This window comes from Paenibacillus ihumii (assembly GCF_001403875.1).
GTDB lineage: Bacteria > Bacillota > Bacilli > Paenibacillales > Paenibacillaceae > Fontibacillus > Fontibacillus ihumii.
Genome location: NZ_LN884295.1, coordinates 43,889 through 64,318 on the forward strand (window position 1 = coordinate 43,889; position 20,430 = coordinate 64,318).

Below are 20,430 nucleotides of genomic sequence, written 5' to 3' on the forward strand. Positions count from 1 at the left end.
CGATATTCCCATATTTGATATTTGGTGTTTAGTATTTGATATTCGATATTTGATATTTGATATTCGATGCTTGTATTTGGTATTCGTTATATGATATTCAATATTCGATTCATACCCACTTTCTACTTTTCCTTACTCACTCTCCGGAAATGGAACGTCTGCCAGCCGCGCAAAATCCTTGTATCTTGTTCACTGTTTTAGATCCAGTTGCCCTTGATGTGGCGTCAAGCACGCTCCTCACCTTTGGTTGCGTTGATGTTATCAAGCGCGCTTTCCACCTTTAGTTTGATGGGACCAAGCCGCTCTTTACCTCTGGTTGTGTTGATGGGATCAATACGCTCACTACCTCCCCTTTACGCCAAGCATGAATCGTGGAATTCACGTACTAAATGGATTTATAGAAGTTTGTTCCATCGTAGAATTCACGTACTAAATGGATTTATAGCAGTTTGTTCCACTGTACAAAGTTTATGAAAGAGAAATTGCTCGTGTGAACAAATGGATTTATAGTAGTTAGTTTCCGCTACAAAGAAAGAAAAGTAGATTTAAATGGATTTCATGTCGTTAGAAAAAAGGAACTGTCCATCACAGACGGGATTCTTGATTTTAGGTGCATGAAATCCATCTAATCCATTGAACTATTCGTTCAGAGCATAATTAGATACATGAATTCCATTTAGAGTTCGTGTTCCTTAGCTTATATAACATAAGCTAAAGAATGGGGTTTTAGTGTTCGTGTTCGACACCTTATATATGAGCTAAGAATGGGATCAAGGCCGGGGAGAAATTGCTTCCACAGATGTTGCATCTAGCAGATGTTGCATCTAGCAGATGTTGCATCTAGCAGAAATTGCTTCCACAGATGTTGCATCTAGCAGATGTTGCATCTAGCAGAAATTGCTTCCACAGATGTTACTTTCACAGAATTTACTTCTACAGAAGTTACTTTCACAGAAATTGATGCCGCAGAAAAGGATCGCTTTCTAAAAGAAAAGGGCGCCCCTCAGTCATCTATGATGACTTCTGGAACAGCCCCTTCTGCATTTAGCGCCAGGTTGGCGGTTATTTCTCTTCAGGATACATTTGCTTACGCAAATTTTGAATCTCTTCGCTCTCCAGGTATTCATCGTAGGTCATAACGCGGTCGATGATGCCATTTGGCGTAATTTCGATAATCCGGTTGGCGATCGTCTGGATGAACTGATGGTCATGGGACGTAAACAAAATCGTTCCATCGAAATCGATCAGCCCGTTATTGAGCGCCGTAATCGACTCCAAGTCCAGATGGTTCGTCGGCTCATCGAACAGAAGCACGTTCGCGCCGTTCAGCATCATTTTCGCCAGCATGCAGCGAACCTTCTCGCCCCCGGACAAGACGCTCGCTTTCTTCAGCGCCTCTTCCCCGGAGAACAGCATCCGGCCCAGGAAGCCGCGGAGGAAGGTCTCATCCTGGTCATTCGAATATTGACGCAGCCATTCGACCAGATTAAGGTCGACGCCGTCGAAATATTTGGAGTTATCCTTAGGAAAATACGCCTGCGACGTCGTTACGCCCCAGCTGTATTCTCCCGCGTCCGCTTCCAGCTCGCCCATTACGATTTGGAAGAACGTGGTCTTCGGAATGCTGTTCGGACCGACAAAGGCGATCTTATCACCCTTATTGACGACAAAGCTGAGGTTGTCGAGCACCTTCTCGCCTTCGACTGTCTTGGTCAAGCCTTCTACGCTCAGCAGTTGCTTGCCGGCCTCACGCTCCGCCTTGAAGTGCAGGAACGGGTATTTCCGGTTGGAAGGACGGATGTCGTCCAGCGTGATTTTCTCCAGCTGCTTCTTCCGGGACGTGGCCTGCTTCGATTTGGAGGCATTGGCGGAGAAGCGCTGAATGAACGCCTGAAGCTCCTTGATCTTCTCTTCCTTCTTCTTGTTGGCGTCACGCTGCATTTGCAGAGCCAGCTGGCTGGATTCATACCAGAAGTCGTAGTTGCCGACGTACAGCTGAATTTTGCCGAAGTCGATGTCCGCGATATGCGTACAAACCTTGTTCAAGAAGTGACGGTCGTGAGATACGACGATAACCGTTCCCTCATAATCCATGAGGAAGTTCTCAAGCCATTGGATCGATTCCAAATCCAAATGGTTCGTCGGCTCATCCAGCAGCAGGTTGTTCGGGCGGCCGAACAAGGCTTGGGCAAGCAATACCCGCACCTTCTCGTTGCCGCTCAGCTCGGCCATCTTCTTGTCATGAAGCTCGCGCGGAATGCCCAGCCCGATCAGCAGCGCAGCCGCATCCGACTCGGCTTCCCAGCCGTTCAGCTCCGCGAACTCCCCTTCGAGCTCGCCGGCGCGCATGCCGTCCTCTTCGGAGAAATCAGGCTTCGCATACAGAGCGTCCTTCTCCTTCATGATGGAATACAGACGGGTATGCCCCATGATCACCGTCTCCAGAACAGGGTACTCGTCATACTCATAATGGTTCTGCTTCAGCACCGCAAGGCGTTCGTTCGGCGACATATGCACCTCGCCCTGATTCGGCTCGATCTCCCCGGACAGAATTTTCAGGAAGGTGGATTTCCCCGCCCCGTTCGCACCGATGAGGCCGTAGCAGTTCCCCGGCGTAAATTTTATATTTACATCTTCAAAAAGTGCTCGTTTTCCATAGCGGAGCGTTACACCAGTAGTACTTATCATTTCGGCATTACCATCCTTTATTATTAATACACACTGGTCAACATTATAGCATAAATTATGGCCGTCCGCCCGGAAGGAAAGCGAATTTGCACGCAAAAAAAGACGCATGAAACAGCGTCTTCACAGTATTGCTTATCGGCTTGCACTAGCTCCGTCCCTCTCTAACCGCTTCCCGGATAACGCAGCGTCTCGCCATGGAGCAATATTTTAATGGCCTCCTCCGCGATCCCCCGGCGCTTCCGATCCGCCTCGAGACGGTCAAGCGCCTCCCGGGCGGTATCGTCCGCAAGCCGAAACGTCCCGTAGTGCATGGGAATCATCAGCTTGGCCTTGACGTCGAGGAAGGCCTGCAGCGCCTCCTCCGGGGTTGTATGCTGGGAAGTCATGAACCACTCCGGCTCATAGGCTCCAATGGGCATCAAAGCGATATCGATATTGTACCGCTGGCCGATCTCTTCGAAGCCGCGGAAATAGCCGCTGTCGCCAGCGAAATAAACGACATGCTCCTGCTGTCCTTGCACTGCCCTTGCCGGTTCCAGCACATATCCGCCCCAATGCGACGTATTCATATCGAATAGCGTACGGCGGGTCCAATGCTGGGTCGGGACGAATGAAATTTTGGCCTCGCCGATCTCCATATGCTCCCACCAGCTCAGCTCATGTACCCGTTTGAAGCCCTTGCGCCGCATTTTGCGCGCCAGCCCGACCGGCACGATCAGCTGGGTATTTACCCCGTACAGCTTGCGGATCGAGGAGATATGCATATGATCATAATGGGAATGAGAAATGAGAATTACATCAAGCTCGGGAACGTCCGCGATCGGTATTCCCGGCGTTCCAAGCCTGCGCTGGAACCCCATCCGCCCAGCCCACACGGGATCGGTAACGATATTCAAGCCCTTGTACTGGATCAGAAAGGTGGCATGGCCGATCCAGGTTACAGTAAGCTCAGTCTTATTGGCCTGCAAAAAATCCAGCTGCGGCGGAGAGTTTGGAATAATATAGGAGTAGTCTTTTCTCTTGCTGCGACGCTCCTCACGCCACTGCCTGAATTGCTTCAAGGTTCTGTCCGTGTTAACGTTGTCGATGTTCGTATAGCGTTTCTTGGCCACTCTTGAGGATCCCCTCCTTCTAGCTCCCCTCCAAATATAGTTCTTTACGCTTTTTATTTTACTATACCTAGAACATATACACCCGTAAAACCCCTCGGTTAATCAAGTCAATCCGAAGGATCCTTATAGCGGTATGCATACACGAATAGAAATGCAACCGCAACGATAATGACCAGCTGCGGCGCCCGCATCATCAGGAAATGCTCCATAGCCTTGCTCACCCCTTCTTCGGTGATCCTCCCCGAATATATTTGGCATCGAATAGAAAAAGGCGCATCAGCAGCACCAGAGACGGTATTAAAATAAACAGGCCGGCAATGAACGCCGCAATCAGCGCCACAGCCATTGCCTCATTCGTAAATCCTTCGTAAATGCTCACCTGCTTGAACAGGATATACGGCAGATGCGAACGTCCGTATCCATACCAGGCAAAGCCGAATTGCAGCATAACGAGCAGAAAGGACCAGCCCAGACGGATCCTTCTCCAGACAAAATATACCGCCAGCAGGAAGCAGAAGAAGGAAGCGATAAACATCCAGGCAATATTGAGCATATTTTGGAAATGTTCCGGATTATGCCGGTTGAGCTGAAAAAAAGCAAGCACCGAGGCGAGGATCGTCGGCGCGCTCCACATGAGCGCATATCCCCGCAGTACTTCGAAGGCCTGGCGGTCCCCGGCCTTTTTCGCATAATAGGTCAGGAACATGGCGGAGATGTACAGCACGGAGACGATCGCCAGCACAATGACCGACCATGTGTAGGGACTGGCGAAGAACAGCGCCCAATCGAGGATGACGTGGCCGCCCTCTTCCCGGATAATGCCGCCTTCAGATATCGCCAGCACCGTTGACAACGCCGCTGGAATCAGCAGTCCTGTCGCCCCGTAAACCGCCATGTAAGCTTTGTTGTCCTCCCTGCTGCTCCCATAGGTGTTATAGGCGTAATAAGCGCCTCGAAGCCCGAGCAGCACGGTCGCCAAGCTGCCTGGAACCAACAGGGCAGTGCCGTAATAGTATGCGGATACCGGAAAGAAGCCCACCAGCCCGACGACGAAGAAGATCAGGAAGACGTTCGTCACCTCCCAGACCGGGGAGAGATACCGCTGGATAATGTGGTGAACCCTGTTCTTATGCCCGGTAATGACGCTGTAATAGCTGAAAAAACCGGCCCCGAAGTCGATGGAAGCAACGATCAAATACCCGAATAGAAATGTCCAGAGCACTGTGATTCCGATGATTTCGTAACTCATCCCTGCTCCCCTCCTTCGATTCCCCGCTCTTTCATTTCGGCAAATACGTCTTTATTCCGGAACAGCTTGGCCAGCACATATACGCAGGATACGCAAAGCACGAGATACAGAAGGATGAACAGCACGAGCATCTCGCCGACATGAGGCGAGGTCGTGGCCGCATCGACGACCCTCATATAGCCGCGGACAATCCACGGCTGACGCCCGATTTCCGCGAACATCCAGCCCAGCTCGATCGAGACCATCGCAAACGGTCCAAGCGTAAGGATGCCGATCAGCAGCCATTTGGGATACCCTTTATTCCTGCCAGGCAGCCAGCGGCGCAGCAAATACAGAAATGGAATGAGGACCAGCAGCATGCCGATCGTCACCTTCATATCGAACATATAGTGGATGAGCAGCGGCGGCCAGTCGTCCTGGGGATACTCCTCAAGTCCGATCACCTCGGTGTTCGGGGAGCTCCCCGCCAGAATACTTAGTGCATAAGGGATCCTCAGCGCATATTTCACTTCGTGGTTCTCATCCAGAATCCCCCCGTAGATAAGGGGGGCCTTCTCCATTGTCTTGAAATGCCACTCCGCTGCTGCCAGCTTCTCCGGCTGGTATTTGGCGAGGAATTTGCCGGAGAAATCCCCGATAACCGCCGTGGATACCGCAAAGACGAAGGTGCAGGTCACTGTAAGCTTGAGCGCTTTTTTAAAATAGATGTGATTGCGACCCCGGAGCAGGCTATAGGCGGCGATTCCTGCCAGCAGCCCGGCGCTCATCGTCAGTGAAGACGCCAGGACATGGGATACCTTGGTAGGCGTCGCTGGATTGAACATTGCCCTTATCGGGTCGATGTTCGTAAACACTCCGTTCTCCAGCGTGAAGCCCTGCGGCGTATTCATGAACGCATTCACCGTGGTGATGAAGAATGCCGAGGAGAAGGCCCCGAGTACGACGGGAATCAGCAGCAGCAGATGCAGGCCAGGCCGTCTGAACCGCTCCCACGTATACAAATATATGCCGAGAAAAATCGCCTCCACAAAAAAAGCAAAGGTCTCCATAAACAGCGGAAGGGCTATCGCCTGCCCGGCTACCCTCATGAAGCTGGGCCAGAGCAAGCTCAGCTGCAGGCCGATCGATGTGCCCGTCACGACGCCGACCGCCACGGAAATGACGAACCCGCGAGCCCATCTCCGGGCCAGGAGCGAATAATGGGGATCCTTCTGAGTTATGCCTCTCCACTCGGCCAAAGCGATGATTAGAGGCACGCCTACGCCGATCGAAGCGAAATTAATATGTACAAACAGCGTAAGGCCGGTAAGAATCCGGCTCAATGTAACTGGGTCCATAGAAAACATCGGTTTCGCTCGGCTCCTCTCTCGTCATTCTCCAGTGGATGGGCGCAGCGTCCGGCTTCACTGGCGCGCCTAAATACCGGAAGGCGCTCTTGATGGTGGCGTACAGCATGATGACCGCTACGGCGAAGCAGACGAGGATAAGTATCCGTTCCTGCTTTTGGAACATGATAACAACAACGCCTCCTCTGGAAATCAATTCTTCTAACCTGTATTGTGCCGCTTCGGTTCCTTTTTATTCCTGACCATGTTCCCCGAAAGGCCGTTCCTCCGAGACTTGGGTTAACCCCGTCCTTGATGTACAATGATCTAGAAGGAGTGTGAACGAATGATGAAAATTGTATTTATCGAACCTACGCCGAGCCCGAACACGATGAAGCTTCATTTGAGCGAAAGCCTGGAGCCGGGCATCCGCAAAACATATACGCTGGACAATGAACGCTCTGCCCCGCCCTGGATCGCTCAAATGCTGCATATTCCCGGGGTAAAGAGCGTCTTTCATACCGCCGACTTCGTCGCGCTCGACCGGAAGGGCAATGCCGACTGGTCGGCCATCCTGGCCGAGGTACAGGCGCAATTCGGCCAGGAGGGCATAGCCTCCTCCTGGGAGCAGAGCGATATGGAGGCAGCGCAAGGCTACGGCGAAGCGCAGGTCTTCGTGCAATTCTTCCGCAGCATCCCGATGCAGATCCGCGTGAAATCCGGCAGCCAGGAGGAACGGATCGGCCTGAGCGAGCGCTTCGTAGCCGCGGTAACCGAGGTGTCCAGCGCTACGCTGATCAAAGAACGCAAGCTGACCGATTATGGCGTGCGTTACGGCGAGCTGGCGGATATCGCCCGCGAGGTGGAGCAGGAGCTCGAAGCGGCCTACCCTCCGGAGCGGCTTCAAGCGCTGGTAGCCCAGGCGATCGAGCACGGCAGCAGCGATAGCGAATTCGTCGAGCAGCGCCGTGAGCTTAGCCTGGACGAGGTGCGCGAGCGGATGCAGAACGACGATTGGCGCGTTCGCTATGCGGGCCTGGAGGCGCTGAAGCCGGAGGCCGAAGCGCTGCCGCTGCTCGCCGAAGCGCTCGGCGACAAGCAGATGCAGGTGCGGCGCTTGGCCGTCGTTTACCTCGGCGATATCGGCACGCCGGAGGCCATGGAGCTGCTCTACGAGGCGCTGCGTGATAAATCCGCCGCGGTGCGCCGTACGGCAGGCGATACGCTGTCCGACATCGGCGATCCGGCGGCAACGAAGGCGATGATTGCCGCGCTGCAGGATTCAAGCAAGCTCGTCCGCTGGCGGGCGGCCCGGTTCCTCTATGAAGTCGGAACGGATGAAGCGAGGGACGCGCTTCGCGCTGCGGCCGACGACCCCGAATTCGAGGTCGGCCTCCAAGCGAGAATGGCGCTTGAGCGCATCGAATCCGGGGAGCAGGCCGCAGGCACGATCTGGCAGCAAATGGCGCAGCACAGACAGAACAGTTCCAAGGACTGATAAGACCGGGCGAATCCGGGAGGGCGGCCTGTCTGATCCAGCGAATGACAAAATTTGATCCTTGTCCTGGACAGGCCGCTGCTATATACTGAGTAATTATTTAAACTGACAAACCAATAAGAACCTCATCGGCATATCGGATGAGGTAGAGGTCGCGATGTTGATCAGTACGTCCGGGAAGGCTGGGAAGCCGCCGATGAACCGGACGGAAAGGCAGCATCGCCGAAGTGTGGACGTCCTGCTTCCAGAAGACGGACATGCTGGGGCTGTTGCCGAAAGGGACAGAACTGTCACGGCTGACTCCTGCGGGAGCCTGCAAGAGCCGTGTTGCGCTATCTTGAAGAACGTTGATGGGGAAGACGGTATAGACGATACGACCGCGGAGCCCTTCCGCGGTCTTTTGCTTTTTTTGATTTTCAACCTAGATTTCAACTTAGAGAGGATGCGGACAATGGGCACCAGCAAAAAGACGACAAACCATTTAAAGCGAGGACTCAAGGCGCGCCATATGACGATGATCGCCCTGGGCGGCTCTATCGGGACAGGATTATTCCTCGCCAGCGGAGGAGCGATCGCTTCGGCAGGCCCGGGCGGTGCCCTTCTCGCCTATGCCGCCGTCGGGATCATGGTGTATTTTCTTATGACGAGCCTGGGCGAGCTTGCAACATATATGCCGGATTCCGGATCCTTTGAGACCTACGCCTCACGCTTCGTCGATCCGTCCCTCGGCTTTGCCATGGGCTGGAATTTCTGGTACAACTGGGCGATCACGATTGCCGCCGAGCTGTCGGCTGCGACGCTGATCATTAAATATTGGTTCCCGAACAGCTCTTCGTTCATGTGGAGCCTGCTGTTCCTTGGCCTTATTCTGGGTCTTAATTTATTATCGGTTAAAGGGTATGGCGAATCGGAGTATTGGTTTGCAACGATTAAGGTGGCGGTAGTCATCCTATTTCTGGTCATCGGCGTATTAATGATCTTCGGCATCATCGGCGGCGAAGCGGTCGGCTTCAAGAATTTCACCATTGGCGACGCGCCGTTCCACGGCGGTTTCTTCGCCTTCCTGGGCGTGTTCATGGCCGCGGGCTTCTCCTTCCAGGGAACGGAAATGGTCGGCGTGGCTGCCGGTGAAAGCGACAATCCGCGGGAGCATGTTCCCCGGGCGATCCGGCAGGTATTTTGGCGAATTCTTATTTTTTACATTCTGGCGATTCTGGTCATCAGCTTGCTGATTCCTTACACAAATCCCAATTTGCTGAAGGAAGGCATCGAGAGCATCGGCGTCAGTCCGTTCACGCTCGTATTCGAGAAAGCGGGACTGGCCTTCGCCGCCTCCGTCATGAACGCGGTCATTCTCTCCTCCGTTCTGTCGGCGGGCAATTCCGGCATGTATGCCTCCTCCCGCGTCCTGTATTCGTTGGCCAAGCGGGGCAAGGCACCGAAATTTCTCGCCAAGCTCAATCGCCGGGGGCTGCCGATCAATGCGCTGCTGCTGACGACGCTAGTCGGAATGACCGCCTTTCTCGCCTCCCTGTTCGGAGACGGAATTGTATATACCTGGCTGCTTAATGCCTCCGGCATGTGCGGATTTATTACCTGGCTCGGCATCGCTATCAGCCATTACCGCTTCCGGCGCGCCTTCGTGACCCAGGGAAAAGATTTGAACGATCTGCCCTACAAGGCAAGATGGTTCCCGTTCGGCCCGCTCTTTGCCTTCGTTCTTTGCGTCATCGTAATCCTGGGACAGAGCTTATCGGCCTTTAACGGCGGGCGGATCGATTGGTACGGCCTCGTCGTGTCGTATATCAGCATCCCTTTGTTCCTAGGCATCTGGCTCGGATACAAATGGATTAAACGCACCAAACTGATTCCATTGCAGGAGTGCGACCTGGAGCCGGCGTCCACGAAATCATAATCTTCAAGCTTCAACGCCAAAAAAAGGAGTTGCCCCAATCGCAGATGACTCTGCTTGGGACAGCTCCTTTGTTCTTATTCTTATTTATTCTCCCAATGGATTTCGACCCGCAGATCGCCGGTTCCTTCGAGCGGCTCAGCCAGATAGGAGATATTCTTGATGCCTAGCTCATAGAGGCTGCCCAATTGGTCAACCAGCTGGCGTTCCGAGCCAGCATACCGGATCGTAACAGCCTGCTGGCCGCTGCCGATCGCTTGCTTAATCTGCCCCTGGATTCCCCGGGCGCTGCTAACCGCAGCTTCGGGACGGTACAGCGTATATTCCAGCTGCTGCTCCAGCTCCTGCAGCGCTGCAGCTGACTGGCCGCCTGCAGCGATCAGCGAAGCAAGCGTCTGGCGATAGGATTGCTTTGCGGCCGGATATACGTTATTCCACGTATGGGTCTTTCTCAACTGCTCGTCCGTCCGCATGTAGTAGCCGTATTTAACGACCCCTGGCATATCTGGTGCTGGGTCATCCCAAGTCGTATCAAGATGATACCAGTTCCCTCCCAAGGATACGAGGTTCCAGGCATGCAGCTGATTGCCTGCGCTGCCCTCGACGATCATGTTGTCGATCCCCGCATGCTTCAGCAGCTTGTAGGTTAGCAGCGTATATCCCTGGCAGACCGCTTCGCCTGTCTTCAGGCCTTCGTAGGCAGTATATTTCTTCAGATCCTCATCATATTTCATATTCAGTACGACATAATCATGAATTGCTTTGACTTTCTGATGATCGTTCATGCCGGGTTTGATGATCTCCTTAAGAATTTCTTTTACCCGGCTTTCAACATAGGCTGATTGCTCTGCCGTCTCCCGGTAATATATTTGGAAAGTAATTTTGGCTGACCCTGAGGTTCCCTTCCAAGAATATGTATAACGGTCAACGACATATTTAGTGTAAGGATCGCTCTCCAGTGCCCCATTAACGGCTTCCTTCAGAATATCCTTCAAATTGCTCGTCGAACCCTGATATTTCAAAGAGATCGTCGTTTGCCTAGCTCCCATGAACTCGGCCAGTTTGGATTGAAGCTCCTTCGAAGAGGTTACGGCTACGTCCTCTGCAGCTATCTCCGATTTCGCATATACTTCGCTGTAACCGACGACCGGGGGTATGGCACCAAACACAATGGCACTTGCAATCCCCGCCGTTAACCATCGTTTTGCGATTTGCTGCTTCATCATCTCCCAACCCTTCTCCATAAAATATAGCACTCTCCGTTGTTCAAGCCCATTGTAACATAATTGAAATGAAAAGGGCTTCTAGTTTTGTCGAATGCTTGTCCTCTGAATTTTTCTTTACTTCTCGCAGTTCCCAACACGCGAGGTTCGCTGCATGCCCCCTTCAAATCGCAAAAAAGACGCTAAAATGCCTTATTTCCCTGGATGAATTCCTTTAAAATAGATAGCAGTTTATGTATAATATAAAACATGCTAATAGTGTGATAAATATCATTGCGCAGTCAGCCATAATAGAAACGGAGAGACAAGTGTATGACTATAGTAAATATATCGGACATTTCCGTTGAACTTTTTATCACTGTGATGTTTTTTCTCCTAATCATTGCCCCGTTAGGCAGCTTGGGCCTGCTGCGCCTGTTTCAAGGGCGGAAGAAAAGCGGGTTCATCCTGATCGGCAGCGGAATTGTCAGCTATATCGTATTCCAGCTTGTTGTCGGCCTGTTTGTCTGACAATATTTATCCAACATTGACTTCGCATCATGGAATTAAAGAGGAGAACGGTTCAGCCGTTCTCCTCTTTTTGTTTCGGTCTTCGCCGCTCTGCATGCGCCTGACTTAAGCTTGAAGCAAAGCTTGCTCCTCCAAAGCCTTCTCCAGCTGGGCTGCGTTCAAGCCGAGAATACGGTGCTCGCCGATAACCGTTACCGGAACGACGCGTATCCCCATATCCCACGCCTGCTGAGCGAATTCCTTATTTCTCTGCACGTTGCGCTCTTCAAAAGCCACGCCCTTCTCTCCGAGAAAGCTCTTAATCCGCTGGCAGTTCGGGCAGTTCGTGCTCGTATATACGATTACCTGACTCATATGGTTCTCCTGCTCTCTATCCGGTTATCTATTTATTTCGAAGCGGCAGCCGCTGCCTCATGCTCTATGCTCTCGATGAATTTCTCGCAATCGATCGCCGCCATACAGCCGCTGCCCGCAGCCGTGATCGCCTGGCGATAACGGTTATCCTGAACATCGCCGCAAGCGAATACACCCGGTATATTCGTCTCGGATGTTCCTGGCTTCACGATGATATACCCGTTCTCATCCGTATCAATTTGACCGCCCAGGAAGCCGGTGTTCGGATGATGCCCGATCGCTACGAACACTCCGCTAGCCTCGATAATCTCCTCTTCTCCTGTCGCATTGTTGCGCACTTTAAGTCCGGTAACGCCCGCATCATTCGTAACTACTTCAAGAGGAGTACGGTTCAGCGCCCATTCCACCTTCTCATTGGCGCGGACACGATCCTGCATGATCTTCGAACCGCGAAGCTCATCGCGGCGGTGAACCAGCGTAACCTTGGAGGCAAACCGCGTCAAGAAGCCCGCTTCCTCCAGCGCGGAATCTCCGCCGCCGACGACGATAATTTCCTTCCCGCGGAAGAAGAAGCCGTCACAGGTTGCGCAGGTGCTTACGCCGCGGCCCACATTGTCCTGCTCTCCCGGAATGCCGAGATATTTGGCGGTTGCTCCCGTCGAAATAACCAAGGTCTCGGACACCAATTCCCCGATGCCCTCGACTTGAAGCTTGAACGGGCGGTTGCTCAGATCTACCGAGTTCACCCAGCCCATGCGGAATTCGGCGCCGAAGCGCTCCGCCTGCTTGCGCATGTTATCCATCAGCTCAGGCCCCAGAATTCCTTCCGGAAAGCCGGGGAAATTCTCCACATCCGTCGTTGTCGTCAATTGGCCGCCAGGCTGAGGCCCTTCGATGACCAGCGGCTTCAGGTTCGCACGTGCCAGGTAAATCGCCGCCGTCAGCCCTGCAGGTCCTGTTCCGATAATTATGGATTTATACATATAATAACTTCCTCCTTCAGGCAAATTTCACACGAGAATCAGCAGCAAAATTTCAATTTTTATTAATATCTAACCTATATTATCTTGTAATGATAAAGCAAGGTCAATATTTGCAGCAGTGACGTTCAGTGAAGTTTGCATGAAGGAATCATGAACAGGCCTGTAGCCGATTGGCCGCGTCATGCTTCGCGCACCGCGCGGTAAAAGGCTGTGCACGGTGCGCGGGAATGGCTCGCGGTATGCGATATTGGCTCACCGGGCATTGTTTCGGCTCACTGTATGCGAGAATGGCTCACCAGGCACTGTTACAACTCTTATATACGAGAGTGCTGCTTAATCATCTGCCTCAACGAAGCAGACGCAGCCCATTCAGAATGACGAGAAGCGTGCTTCCCTCATGACCGATTACGCCAAGAGGAAGCGACAGTCCCTGGACGAAGTTTCCGACAATTAGCATCAGTATGATGCCAACGGCGAAGACGAGATTCTGCTTCACGATCCGACGAGCTCGGCGAGCCAGGGCAACGGTCTCGGACACCATCTCTAAGTTGTCGTTCATCAGCACGACATCCGCGACCTCTAAGGCTGCCCCGGTTCCGCCTCCCCCCATAGCCATGCCAACGGTCGCTGCGGCCAGAGCCGGAGCATCGTTGACGCCGTCCCCGACCATGACAATATGACCGTGTTTTTCCCGCAGACTCTTGATATGGTTGACTTTATCTTCCGGCAGCAAATCACCGAACACTTGATCCACGCCTGCCGCTTTCGCTATCGCCTCAGCCGTTTCACTGCGGTCGCCCGTCAGCATCACCGTAGCTATCCCCATTTCGCGCAGCTTGGAAATCGCCGCAACGGCCTGGGGACGAATGACATCTTGGAGAGCAACAAGGCCTACGTAATTATCGTCCTGCATAATCACCGAGACGGTATTGCCCTCTGCGGCTAACTCTCTCAGCCGATCCAGCAGCTCAGCTGGCATGGCCGAATCCTGCTCATCCGCCTTGCCGATCCGCCACAGCCGTCCATCTACCTTAGCCTCAATTCCCCAGCCGATGATGGACTTCATGTCCTCGGCCGCCTTGATCTGCAGGCCTTCGCTAACAGCTCTGCTTACTATGGCCCTGGCAAGCGGATGCTCAGACAGGCTCTCCGCCGATGCGCAAGCCGCCAGTACCTCAAGGCGGTCATATTCGCCAGCTACGAACAATTCCGTAACAACCGGCTGTCCCGCTGTCAGTGTACCAGTCTTGTCAAAAGCAACAACCTTCGTATTTCCTAAATTGTCCATATGTGCCCCGCCTTTGAAGAGTACACCCTTTCTGGCGCTCTTGGACATAGCCGAGAGCATGGCCGGCATGATCGAGGAAACCAGCGCGCAAGGCGAAGCTACAACGAGAAAGACCATAGCTTTATAGAAGGTAAGCGACCAGCTCCAACCGAACAGCAGCGGAGCAAGTAAAATAAGAGCTGCTGTCGATGCTACGACAGCCTTGGCATAGATCCCTTCCAACCGCTTGATGAAACGCTGAGACTCCGGCGCCTCATTCTGAGCCTGCTCGACCAGCGCGATAATTTTAGCAAACAGGGTTCCCTCAGCCGGGCTTGTTACTTCTACATATAGGGCTCCTTCCCCATTCAGCGTTCCGGCATATACGCTGTCTCCGATCACTTTATCGACCGGAATGGACTCTCCGGTAATGGTGGCTTGGTTGACGGCCGAGCCGCCACTGCGCACCAAACCGTCTGCTGGAATTACCTCGCCTGGCTTAACAAGCAGTAAATCGCCGATCGCCAATTCCTCCACGGGAACGACCTTCATGCCGTCTTGACCGACTTTTACCGCCGTTTCCGGCTTCAAGGAAATAAGCTCGGATATATCCTTCTGGCTGCGCTCGCTTGCAAAGGACTCAAGCGCACCGCTCAAAGCGAAGATAAAAATCAGCATCGCGCCCTCATTCCAGTATCCGATCGAGGCAGCCCCAAGCGCCGCGGCGATCATCAACAGATTGACGTCCAGATCGCGTTCCTTGATTAACGTCTCCAATCCTTCCTTAGCCTTCAGGAACCCTCCTGTAAAATAAGCAGCAATATAAAGAATCACGGATATCGTTTGCGAAAAGGTTCCCACGCCCCAGGCCGTCAACATAAGCAGACCGCTTCCCAAAGCAAAAACGATCTCGCGGTGTCTCAGCATGTTCAACAGCGTGTGGCGGCGGCGCCTTCTCGGATCAGGTGTATTGGCAGATTGCTGAATGGAGGTAACTCCCTTATGAATAGCTTGCATGTAAATCTCCTCCTTTAAGGTGATGTCTAATTGAGAATGAATACTATTGTTAATGCCCTTAAAATGGCACATGCTGCCCCGGGATGATCCCGGAGCAGCATGTAATTGAGAACGATAATCATTTTTGCATTAGAACAATAATTTTTCCTTAATGAAACTTTGGCTTTATTTTAACCCTTTTTTTGTTTTATGTAAATAGGCGAATAGGAAAATAAAGCTAAATAGGTTACATAGGCTAAATTAATGCGTATGGTTCGCTGCATGACGGCGGTCGGTAGACTGGTTAGTATCTACCTCTCCCTAGTTGGCTTGGTTGACAGGTATGATTTCATTGAAGTTAGTTGGCTGGCTGGTGGATTTCATCGGAGTTAGCTGTATTTCATGCATCTAGCTTGACCTTGATTAGAGCAATATTGCAAAATAGATGCATTTCTCGCATCTAAAACTCATCTTTTTACCTTTATAACCCAAAACCCTTCGATCTAAATGCAACAAATCCAGCTAGTTATAATCCGCGACTAGAGAACATCATTTTAAATACAACAATGCAGTTAGTTACGTCCGTGCATTATATACATATCCCACGTGCATATTGACGTATCCGAACGGGGGCAATGTGTGCGTATCCCTACGTACCTTGTGTGTATCCCCATGTGAATTATGTACCTAATCTCTCGTGCATCATGTACGTACCCCCGCGTGAATTGTTTACGTCCTACATGCTTGTATACATGTCCCCACGTGAATTGTTACGTTCTCCGCACTCTTCCCTCTTCAACAACCCACTCCAACCTTTTGCACCGGGCGCAGTTGCCAGCGCGCGTATGGTTCGCTGCATGACGGCGGTCGGTCGACCACAACTACAACCACGGCAGACACAACATTACTGCTATAACACTACTGCAAATACATTACGCCACTATACTACTGCCACTACACTGCTGCTGCTACATTACTGCTACTACATTTACTGCTACTACACTACTGTCATAACGCCACAGCTACAGTACTGTGATAACACTACCGCTACAGTACTGCTGCTATAACACTACTTCACCACGTACTTCCACAACATTACTTCCACTACGCTAGCAGCCACTGCCAAATTCTTTTAATGTCCAGTTCCCATAAAAAAACTGCTCCCGAAAGTTCAAAGGCAAACTTTCGGGAGCAGCTTCAATTCGTTAGTCTAACGGAGTATGAAACATAATTAGGCCTGGCTGGCCTCAATCGCTTGATCCAGATCATAGAGAATGTCCTCAATCGACTCCGTGCCAATCGACAAGCGAATGAGTCCAGGAGTAACGCCTGCCGACAATTGCTCCTCCGGAGACAACTGCAGATGCGTCGTGCTAGCCGGATGGATGATCAGGGACTTGGAATCGCCGACATTGGCCAAATGCGAGAACAGCTTCACGCTGTTGATCAGCTTGCGGCCTGCCTCTACGCCGCCCTTGATTTCGAAGGTAAGGATGGCGCCTTGGCCTTTTGGCAGGTATTTCTGTGCGAGCGCATAGGATTCATGGCTAGGAAGCCCCGCGTAGCTCACCCATTCGACGTTTGGATGTGCTTCCAGATGCTTCGCCACCTTTAGCGCGTTCTCGCTATGACGCTCTACGCGAAGGTGAAGCGTCTCGAGACCTTGGAGCAGCAGCCAGGCGTTGAATGGGGACAAGGATGCGCCAAGATCGCGCTGCAGTTGAACGCGAGCTTTAATAATATAAGCCAACGGGCCAAGCGCTTCCGTATAGACGACACCGTTATAGCTCGGATCCGGCTCGGTCAGTCCCGGGAATTTGCCGCTGGCCTTCCAGTCGAATTTCCCGCCGTCAACAATGACCCCGCCGATGGAAGTTCCGTGCCCGCCGATGAACTTCGTTGCCGAATGCACGACGATATCCGCTCCGTGCTTAATCGGCTGAAGCAGATAAGGGCTTGGGAAGGTGTTGTCCACAATAAGCGGAATGCCATGCTCATGGGCAATCGCAGCGACCGCCTCGATATCCAGGACGTCCCCCTTCGGGTTGCCGATGGTCTCCGCATAGAGAGCTTTGGTCTTGTCTGTAATCGCTGCGCGGAAATTCTCCGGGTTCGACGAATCCACGAAGGTCACCTTGATTCCCAGCTTGGCCAGCGTAGTGGAGAACAGGTTATACGTTCCGCCGTACAAGGTTGCGGAGGATACGATTTCATCCCCGGCCCCTGCAATGTTGAGAATGGAAAACGTAATCGCCGCCTGTCCGGAGCTCGTGGCTAGAGCGCCGACGCCGCCTTCGAGCGCCGCGATTCTTTTCTCGAACACATCGTTCGTCGGGTTCATGATACGGGAGTATATGTTGCCGAATTCCTTTAAGCCGAACAAATTGGCCGCATGCTCCGTATCGCGGAAGCCATAGGATGTTGTTTGATACAGCGGGACCGCGCGCGAATAAGTAGTGGGATCAATTTCCTGACCCGCATGAACCGCAAGTGTTTCAAGACCGAGTTGACGCTCTTCAGACATAGTTAAATCCTCCTTTAAATTTGCATATCCCAAAAGGATGTCATTGTTTTTTCATATTCTCTCACATAATGAATCGTTTGAAAATACCAAATCCGATAAAATTCCTATGAATTGTTTAATTTCTCAATCTGCTGTGGACAACAAACGTTCCACTGCAATAGAAACAAACGCTTCTCTGCAATGAAAGCAAACGTTTCTCTGCTGGGACAGTAAACACAGCTCCGCTGTGGACAGCAAGCATACAGCGCACAGCTCCCGGCGCGCGGTGCCTGTCATAACGGTGGACAACAAATAAGCCGACGGCTGAGAGCCGCGGCTTGTTTGTTCATATGTGCATGGAAATGTGCATACTGTTCATAATTTATATGAACAAGGCCAAATTCGCACACATATCCACATTTAAGGCCTGCAGAACACCCCGCTTCCTCCCCAATTAGGGTTGTCCACATGTGGATGATTGTCCGCCCCGGAGCTTCGCCGACAATTTCCGCACGAAATAGGCATCCTCCATAGAAGGCAGAACCTCCTCCATGCCGGGATAGGGGAGCTCATCCGCAACCAGCCTTACAAAGAGACCCTCCTCCTGTTCCCTCATAAAAATCACAGTCTGCTCGGGAAAGCGGTGCATCTGCTTCCTCTCCACAACGCCTTCCCAAACCTTCAAGGGGAGATTCCACTTCCACTCCGCTGCCCTGCCTTCAAAGCGAAGCCTGCCATTCTCCAGCCACAATATGCGGTTCGCAGACGCTTCCCATTCATTCATTTCATGGATGGCAGCTACGACGACCCGGCCCAATGCATAGCGGGTCAAATAGGTAATCGCCATTTTGCGCTCCCCTGAATCGAGCGCATTCAGCGGCTCATCGAGGAAGAGGAATTTAGGCTGGGCCAGCAGCGACTGAGCGATCGCAATCCTTCTCTGCACGCCGATCGACAGCCGTTTGATCCGGGTGTTCCGGTACGACTCCAGCCGAAAATCCCGGATCAGACGGTCGACCATCTCGATATGGAACACTCCCTTCAGTTCGGCAAGATAAACGAGCAGCTTCTGCGTCGTCATCTCCTCATACAGCTCGAGATCTGAGGGAACGTAACCGATCTGGCTGCGAATGAGCGGCAGGTGATCGGCCGCTTCCCGGTCCTGGTAGGCGATCCTGCCCTTCCGCGGCTTATCCACCGTAGCCAGCAGCTTTAGCAGCGTCGACTTCCCGGCCCCGTTAGAGCCGACGAGCAGCGTTAGCCCCGGGTATAACCGCAGCTGTTCAATCTCCAGCGCAAAGGTGCCCACAGGCTGCCGCATATAGTCAATGGATATCATGGCCTGCACCCGCATTCATCTCGAATTTTACTTTCCGGCTGCGGTAATAAGAGCGAAGCAGCAGCAGCACGCCTACTCCCAGCAGCACGCCATCGATCAATGCCCGGTACTCGACGCGCAGCATATAAGAACTCGAATTATCGATGTAGATGAACCATAACGCATACACGCCCAGAGCGCAGGCCAGAGCATAATAAATTCCTTTGCGGAACAGAACATACATCGCCGCCCCGCTCGTCAGCAGCGTAATACCGAGCCACTGCAGCAGAAAAGGCCCCAGCGGCAGAACAATCTCGCCCGCCTGGAATATCCGGATGCTGACGACGATTGAGCTGATGAAGGCCCAGCCGACGATCAAGGCGATGACCATCAGCATCCGGCTGTACATGACGAGCGACGGAGGATAAGGGGTGATGCTCTCGATCGACCGCATTCCGGGATCCCAGGTCCGATAGCTGAATAGCATGGAAGCAATCAGCATAAGCGGTGTAATAACAGGAAACAGCGAGCCCGGCATTACCCCGATGGATACCACCGGCTGATAGGGATCAACGAGAAGCACGAGCATCAGAAACACCGCTGAACTGGACAATATCAATGATTTGCGATTCAGGCGAAATTGGCTGCGCAGCAGCTTTCGCAAGGTCGGTGCTTCGACCTGCTCATTGAACTGGAGCGACTCTGAGCCATGTTCTGCCTTGAGCGCGTCGAATTCGGGCTGCAGCCTGCGAATCAGCTCCGCCGTCTCCGCTGGGGATGGCGGAGGCTGCATCGCGCGCCGCAGCGGCTCCTGCAGCTGCTGCTCCAGCAGCTCAAGCTCTTTATCGATAGACGGATTCATGAAGCGGCACCTCCTTCTCCTTGTTTGGTTGGTTGCGCCTTCCCGCTGGCGGGGAAAATAGACCCGGATCGGAGCCTTTAGCCAATACGCGTTTTAATTTGCGTAAGGCTCCGTATAAATGCGACTTGACGGAGCTGAGGGGGATTTCCATCAGCTCCGCGATTTCCTGCAGCTTCAGGTCATGGAAGAAGCGCATTCTCACTACTTCCTGCTGAATATCCGGCAAATGCTCTAGCGTCGCGGCAATCTGCCTTGCCGTCTCCTGCCTTTCCAGCAGCTCCTCCGCGCCGGGGCCAGGATCGGCATCCTCCGGCATGTCCTCGGCTGCGGTATGCTCCGAGCGGAAGGCGGCGCTGCGCCAGTAATCCCGGCACAGGTTCAGCGCCACCTTATAAAGCCAGGCCCGCAGCTGCTCCATCCCGCCATGCTGCCGCAAATGGCGGATAAGCCGGATGAATGTCTCCTGGACGATATCCTCGGCTTTGCTGCGATCCTTCAGCTGCTGGGTCACGTAATTCAGCAGAGGGCCATGGTAGCGGGTAACAAGAAGCTCGAAGGCCTCCTGCTCCCCCAGCGCCATCCGCTCCGTTAATTGCTGATCGGAAATCATTGCTCCCCCCCTCTCTCTCT

General features: G+C 52.8%; 17 protein-coding genes and 1 riboswitch. Of the genes, 3 read left to right on the plus strand and 14 right to left on the minus strand.

The window, feature by feature from the left end:
• Positions 1 to 1,062: 1,062 nt before the first annotated feature.
• The 6 genes from BN2762_RS01230 to BN2762_RS26705 form a co-directional block, all read right to left on the minus strand.
• Positions 1,063 to 2,688, minus strand: coding sequence for an ABC-F family ATP-binding cassette domain-containing protein (locus BN2762_RS01230; RefSeq protein WP_055105246.1), 1,626 nt, complete (start codon positions 2,686 to 2,688; stop codon positions 1,063 to 1,065).
• A 161-nt stretch (positions 2,689 to 2,849) separates the two neighbouring features.
• Positions 2,850 to 3,800, minus strand: a complete 951-nt coding sequence (locus tag BN2762_RS01235) for an MBL fold metallo-hydrolase (protein WP_055105247.1) — start codon at positions 3,798 to 3,800, stop codon at positions 2,850 to 2,852.
• A 107-nt stretch (positions 3,801 to 3,907) separates the two neighbouring features.
• On the minus strand, positions 3,908 to 4,009 hold the full coding sequence (gene cydS, locus BN2762_RS28275) for a cytochrome bd oxidase small subunit CydS family protein (protein ID WP_407668402.1): 102 nt from the start codon (positions 4,007 to 4,009) through the stop codon (positions 3,908 to 3,910).
• An 8-nt stretch (positions 4,010 to 4,017) separates the two neighbouring features.
• Positions 4,018 to 5,049 carry a cytochrome d ubiquinol oxidase subunit II gene (locus BN2762_RS01240; RefSeq protein ID WP_055105248.1) on the minus strand — a complete coding sequence of 344 codons (1,032 nt, stop codon included), beginning with the start codon at positions 5,047 to 5,049 and terminating at the stop codon, positions 4,018 to 4,020.
• Entirely contained in the window at positions 5,046 to 6,395 is a 1,350-nt protein-coding gene (locus BN2762_RS01245) for a cytochrome ubiquinol oxidase subunit I (protein ID WP_055105249.1), read from the minus strand. The genes BN2762_RS01240 and BN2762_RS01245 overlap by 4 nt, the downstream gene beginning before the upstream one ends.
• Positions 6,328 to 6,561, minus strand: coding sequence for a hypothetical protein (locus BN2762_RS26705; protein ID WP_148499847.1), 234 nt, complete (start codon positions 6,559 to 6,561; stop codon positions 6,328 to 6,330). The genes BN2762_RS01245 and BN2762_RS26705 overlap by 68 nt, the downstream gene beginning before the upstream one ends.
• A gap of 162 nt (positions 6,562 to 6,723) precedes the next feature.
• Here BN2762_RS26705 and BN2762_RS01250 point away from each other — a divergent pair, with 162 nt between their 5' ends.
• Positions 6,724 to 7,872 carry a virulence factor gene (locus BN2762_RS01250; RefSeq protein WP_055105351.1) on the plus strand — a complete coding sequence of 383 codons (1,149 nt, stop codon included), beginning with the start codon at positions 6,724 to 6,726 and terminating at the stop codon, positions 7,870 to 7,872.
• Between the two features lie 138 nt (positions 7,873 to 8,010).
• A riboswitch (Lysine riboswitch) is annotated at positions 8,011 to 8,215 on the plus strand.
• 99 nt (positions 8,216 to 8,314) lie between these two features.
• Entirely contained in the window at positions 8,315 to 9,787 is a 1,473-nt protein-coding gene (locus BN2762_RS01255; protein WP_055105352.1) for an amino acid permease, read from the plus strand.
• An 80-nt stretch (positions 9,788 to 9,867) separates the two neighbouring features.
• Here BN2762_RS01255 and BN2762_RS01260 read toward each other — a convergent pair whose 3' ends face one another.
• Complete coding sequence (locus tag BN2762_RS01260) at positions 9,868 to 11,028, minus strand: transglutaminase domain-containing protein (protein WP_230202397.1); 1,161 nt, start codon at positions 11,026 to 11,028, stop codon at positions 9,868 to 9,870.
• 291 nt (positions 11,029 to 11,319) lie between these two features.
• Here BN2762_RS01260 and BN2762_RS01265 point away from each other — a divergent pair, with 291 nt between their 5' ends.
• Positions 11,320 to 11,517, plus strand: a complete 198-nt coding sequence (locus BN2762_RS01265) for a hypothetical protein (protein WP_055105250.1) — start codon at positions 11,320 to 11,322, stop codon at positions 11,515 to 11,517.
• A gap of 105 nt (positions 11,518 to 11,622) precedes the next feature.
• On the opposite strand, the gene BN2762_RS01270 is transcribed toward BN2762_RS01265, so the two are convergent.
• The 7 genes from BN2762_RS01270 to BN2762_RS01300 all read right to left on the minus strand — a co-directional run bounded on the left by BN2762_RS01270 (position 11,623) and on the right by BN2762_RS01300 (position 20,410).
• Positions 11,623 to 11,871 carry a glutaredoxin family protein gene (locus BN2762_RS01270; RefSeq protein WP_055105251.1) on the minus strand — a complete coding sequence of 83 codons (249 nt, stop codon included), beginning with the start codon at positions 11,869 to 11,871 and terminating at the stop codon, positions 11,623 to 11,625.
• A 32-nt stretch (positions 11,872 to 11,903) separates the two neighbouring features.
• Positions 11,904 to 12,854, minus strand: a complete 951-nt coding sequence (trxB, locus tag BN2762_RS01275) for a thioredoxin-disulfide reductase (protein ID WP_055105252.1) — start codon at positions 12,852 to 12,854, stop codon at positions 11,904 to 11,906.
• A gap of 346 nt (positions 12,855 to 13,200) precedes the next feature.
• On the minus strand, positions 13,201 to 15,138 hold the full coding sequence (locus tag BN2762_RS01280) for a heavy metal translocating P-type ATPase (protein WP_055105253.1): 1,938 nt from the start codon (positions 15,136 to 15,138) through the stop codon (positions 13,201 to 13,203).
• A 1,210-nt stretch (positions 15,139 to 16,348) separates the two neighbouring features.
• Entirely contained in the window at positions 16,349 to 17,641 is a 1,293-nt protein-coding gene (locus BN2762_RS01285; protein WP_055105254.1) for a homocysteine synthase, read from the minus strand.
• A 433-nt stretch (positions 17,642 to 18,074) separates the two neighbouring features.
• Positions 18,075 to 18,959 (minus strand): ATP-binding cassette domain-containing protein, encoded by an 885-nt coding sequence (locus BN2762_RS01290; protein ID WP_055105255.1) that lies wholly within the window; start codon positions 18,957 to 18,959, stop codon positions 18,075 to 18,077.
• Positions 18,946 to 19,800, minus strand: a complete 855-nt coding sequence (locus tag BN2762_RS01295) for a hypothetical protein (RefSeq protein ID WP_055105256.1) — start codon at positions 19,798 to 19,800, stop codon at positions 18,946 to 18,948. Before BN2762_RS01295 ends, BN2762_RS01290 begins: the two co-directional genes overlap by 14 nt.
• Positions 19,781 to 20,410: an RNA polymerase sigma factor gene (locus tag BN2762_RS01300; RefSeq protein WP_074048544.1), complete on the minus strand. Its 630-nt coding sequence runs from the start codon at positions 20,408 to 20,410 to the stop codon at positions 19,781 to 19,783. The genes BN2762_RS01295 and BN2762_RS01300 overlap by 20 nt, the downstream gene beginning before the upstream one ends.
• Positions 20,411 to 20,430: the final 20 nt, after the last annotated feature.

What these genes read in the sequence shown, in the direction of transcription:
- BN2762_RS01230 (WP_055105246.1), bottom strand. Translation starts at nt 2,688, where the DNA reads ATGATAAGTACTACTGGTGTAACGCTCCGCTATGGAAAACGAGCACTT.
- cydS (WP_407668402.1), bottom strand. Translation starts at nt 4,009, where the DNA reads ATGGAGCATTTCCTGATGATGCGGGCGCCGCAGCTGGTCATTATCGTT.
- BN2762_RS01240 (WP_055105248.1), bottom strand. Translation starts at nt 5,049, where the DNA reads ATGAGTTACGAAATCATCGGAATCACAGTGCTCTGGACATTTCTATTC.
- BN2762_RS01245 (WP_055105249.1), bottom strand. Translation starts at nt 6,395, where the DNA reads ATGTTTTCTATGGACCCAGTTACATTGAGCCGGATTCTTACCGGCCTT.
- BN2762_RS26705 (WP_148499847.1), bottom strand. Translation starts at nt 6,561, where the DNA reads ATGTTCCAAAAGCAGGAACGGATACTTATCCTCGTCTGCTTCGCCGTA.
- BN2762_RS01250 (WP_055105351.1), top strand. Translation starts at nt 6,724, where the DNA reads ATGAAAATTGTATTTATCGAACCTACGCCGAGCCCGAACACGATGAAG.
- BN2762_RS01255 (WP_055105352.1), top strand. Translation starts at nt 8,315, where the DNA reads ATGCGGACAATGGGCACCAGCAAAAAGACGACAAACCATTTAAAGCGA.
- BN2762_RS01260 (WP_230202397.1), bottom strand. Translation starts at nt 11,028, where the DNA reads ATGGAGAAGGGTTGGGAGATGATGAAGCAGCAAATCGCAAAACGATGG.
- BN2762_RS01265 (WP_055105250.1), top strand. Translation starts at nt 11,320, where the DNA reads ATGACTATAGTAAATATATCGGACATTTCCGTTGAACTTTTTATCACT.
- BN2762_RS01270 (WP_055105251.1), bottom strand. Translation starts at nt 11,871, where the DNA reads ATGAGTCAGGTAATCGTATATACGAGCACGAACTGCCCGAACTGCCAG.
- trxB (WP_055105252.1), bottom strand. Translation starts at nt 12,854, where the DNA reads ATGTATAAATCCATAATTATCGGAACAGGACCTGCAGGGCTGACGGCG.
- BN2762_RS01280 (WP_055105253.1), bottom strand. Translation starts at nt 15,138, where the DNA reads ATGCAAGCTATTCATAAGGGAGTTACCTCCATTCAGCAATCTGCCAAT.
- BN2762_RS01285 (WP_055105254.1), bottom strand. Translation starts at nt 17,641, where the DNA reads ATGTCTGAAGAGCGTCAACTCGGTCTTGAAACACTTGCGGTTCATGCG.
- BN2762_RS01290 (WP_055105255.1), bottom strand. Translation starts at nt 18,959, where the DNA reads ATGATATCCATTGACTATATGCGGCAGCCTGTGGGCACCTTTGCGCTG.
- BN2762_RS01295 (WP_055105256.1), bottom strand. Translation starts at nt 19,800, where the DNA reads ATGAATCCGTCTATCGATAAAGAGCTTGAGCTGCTGGAGCAGCAGCTG.
- BN2762_RS01300 (WP_074048544.1), bottom strand. Translation starts at nt 20,410, where the DNA reads ATGATTTCCGATCAGCAATTAACGGAGCGGATGGCGCTGGGGGAGCAG.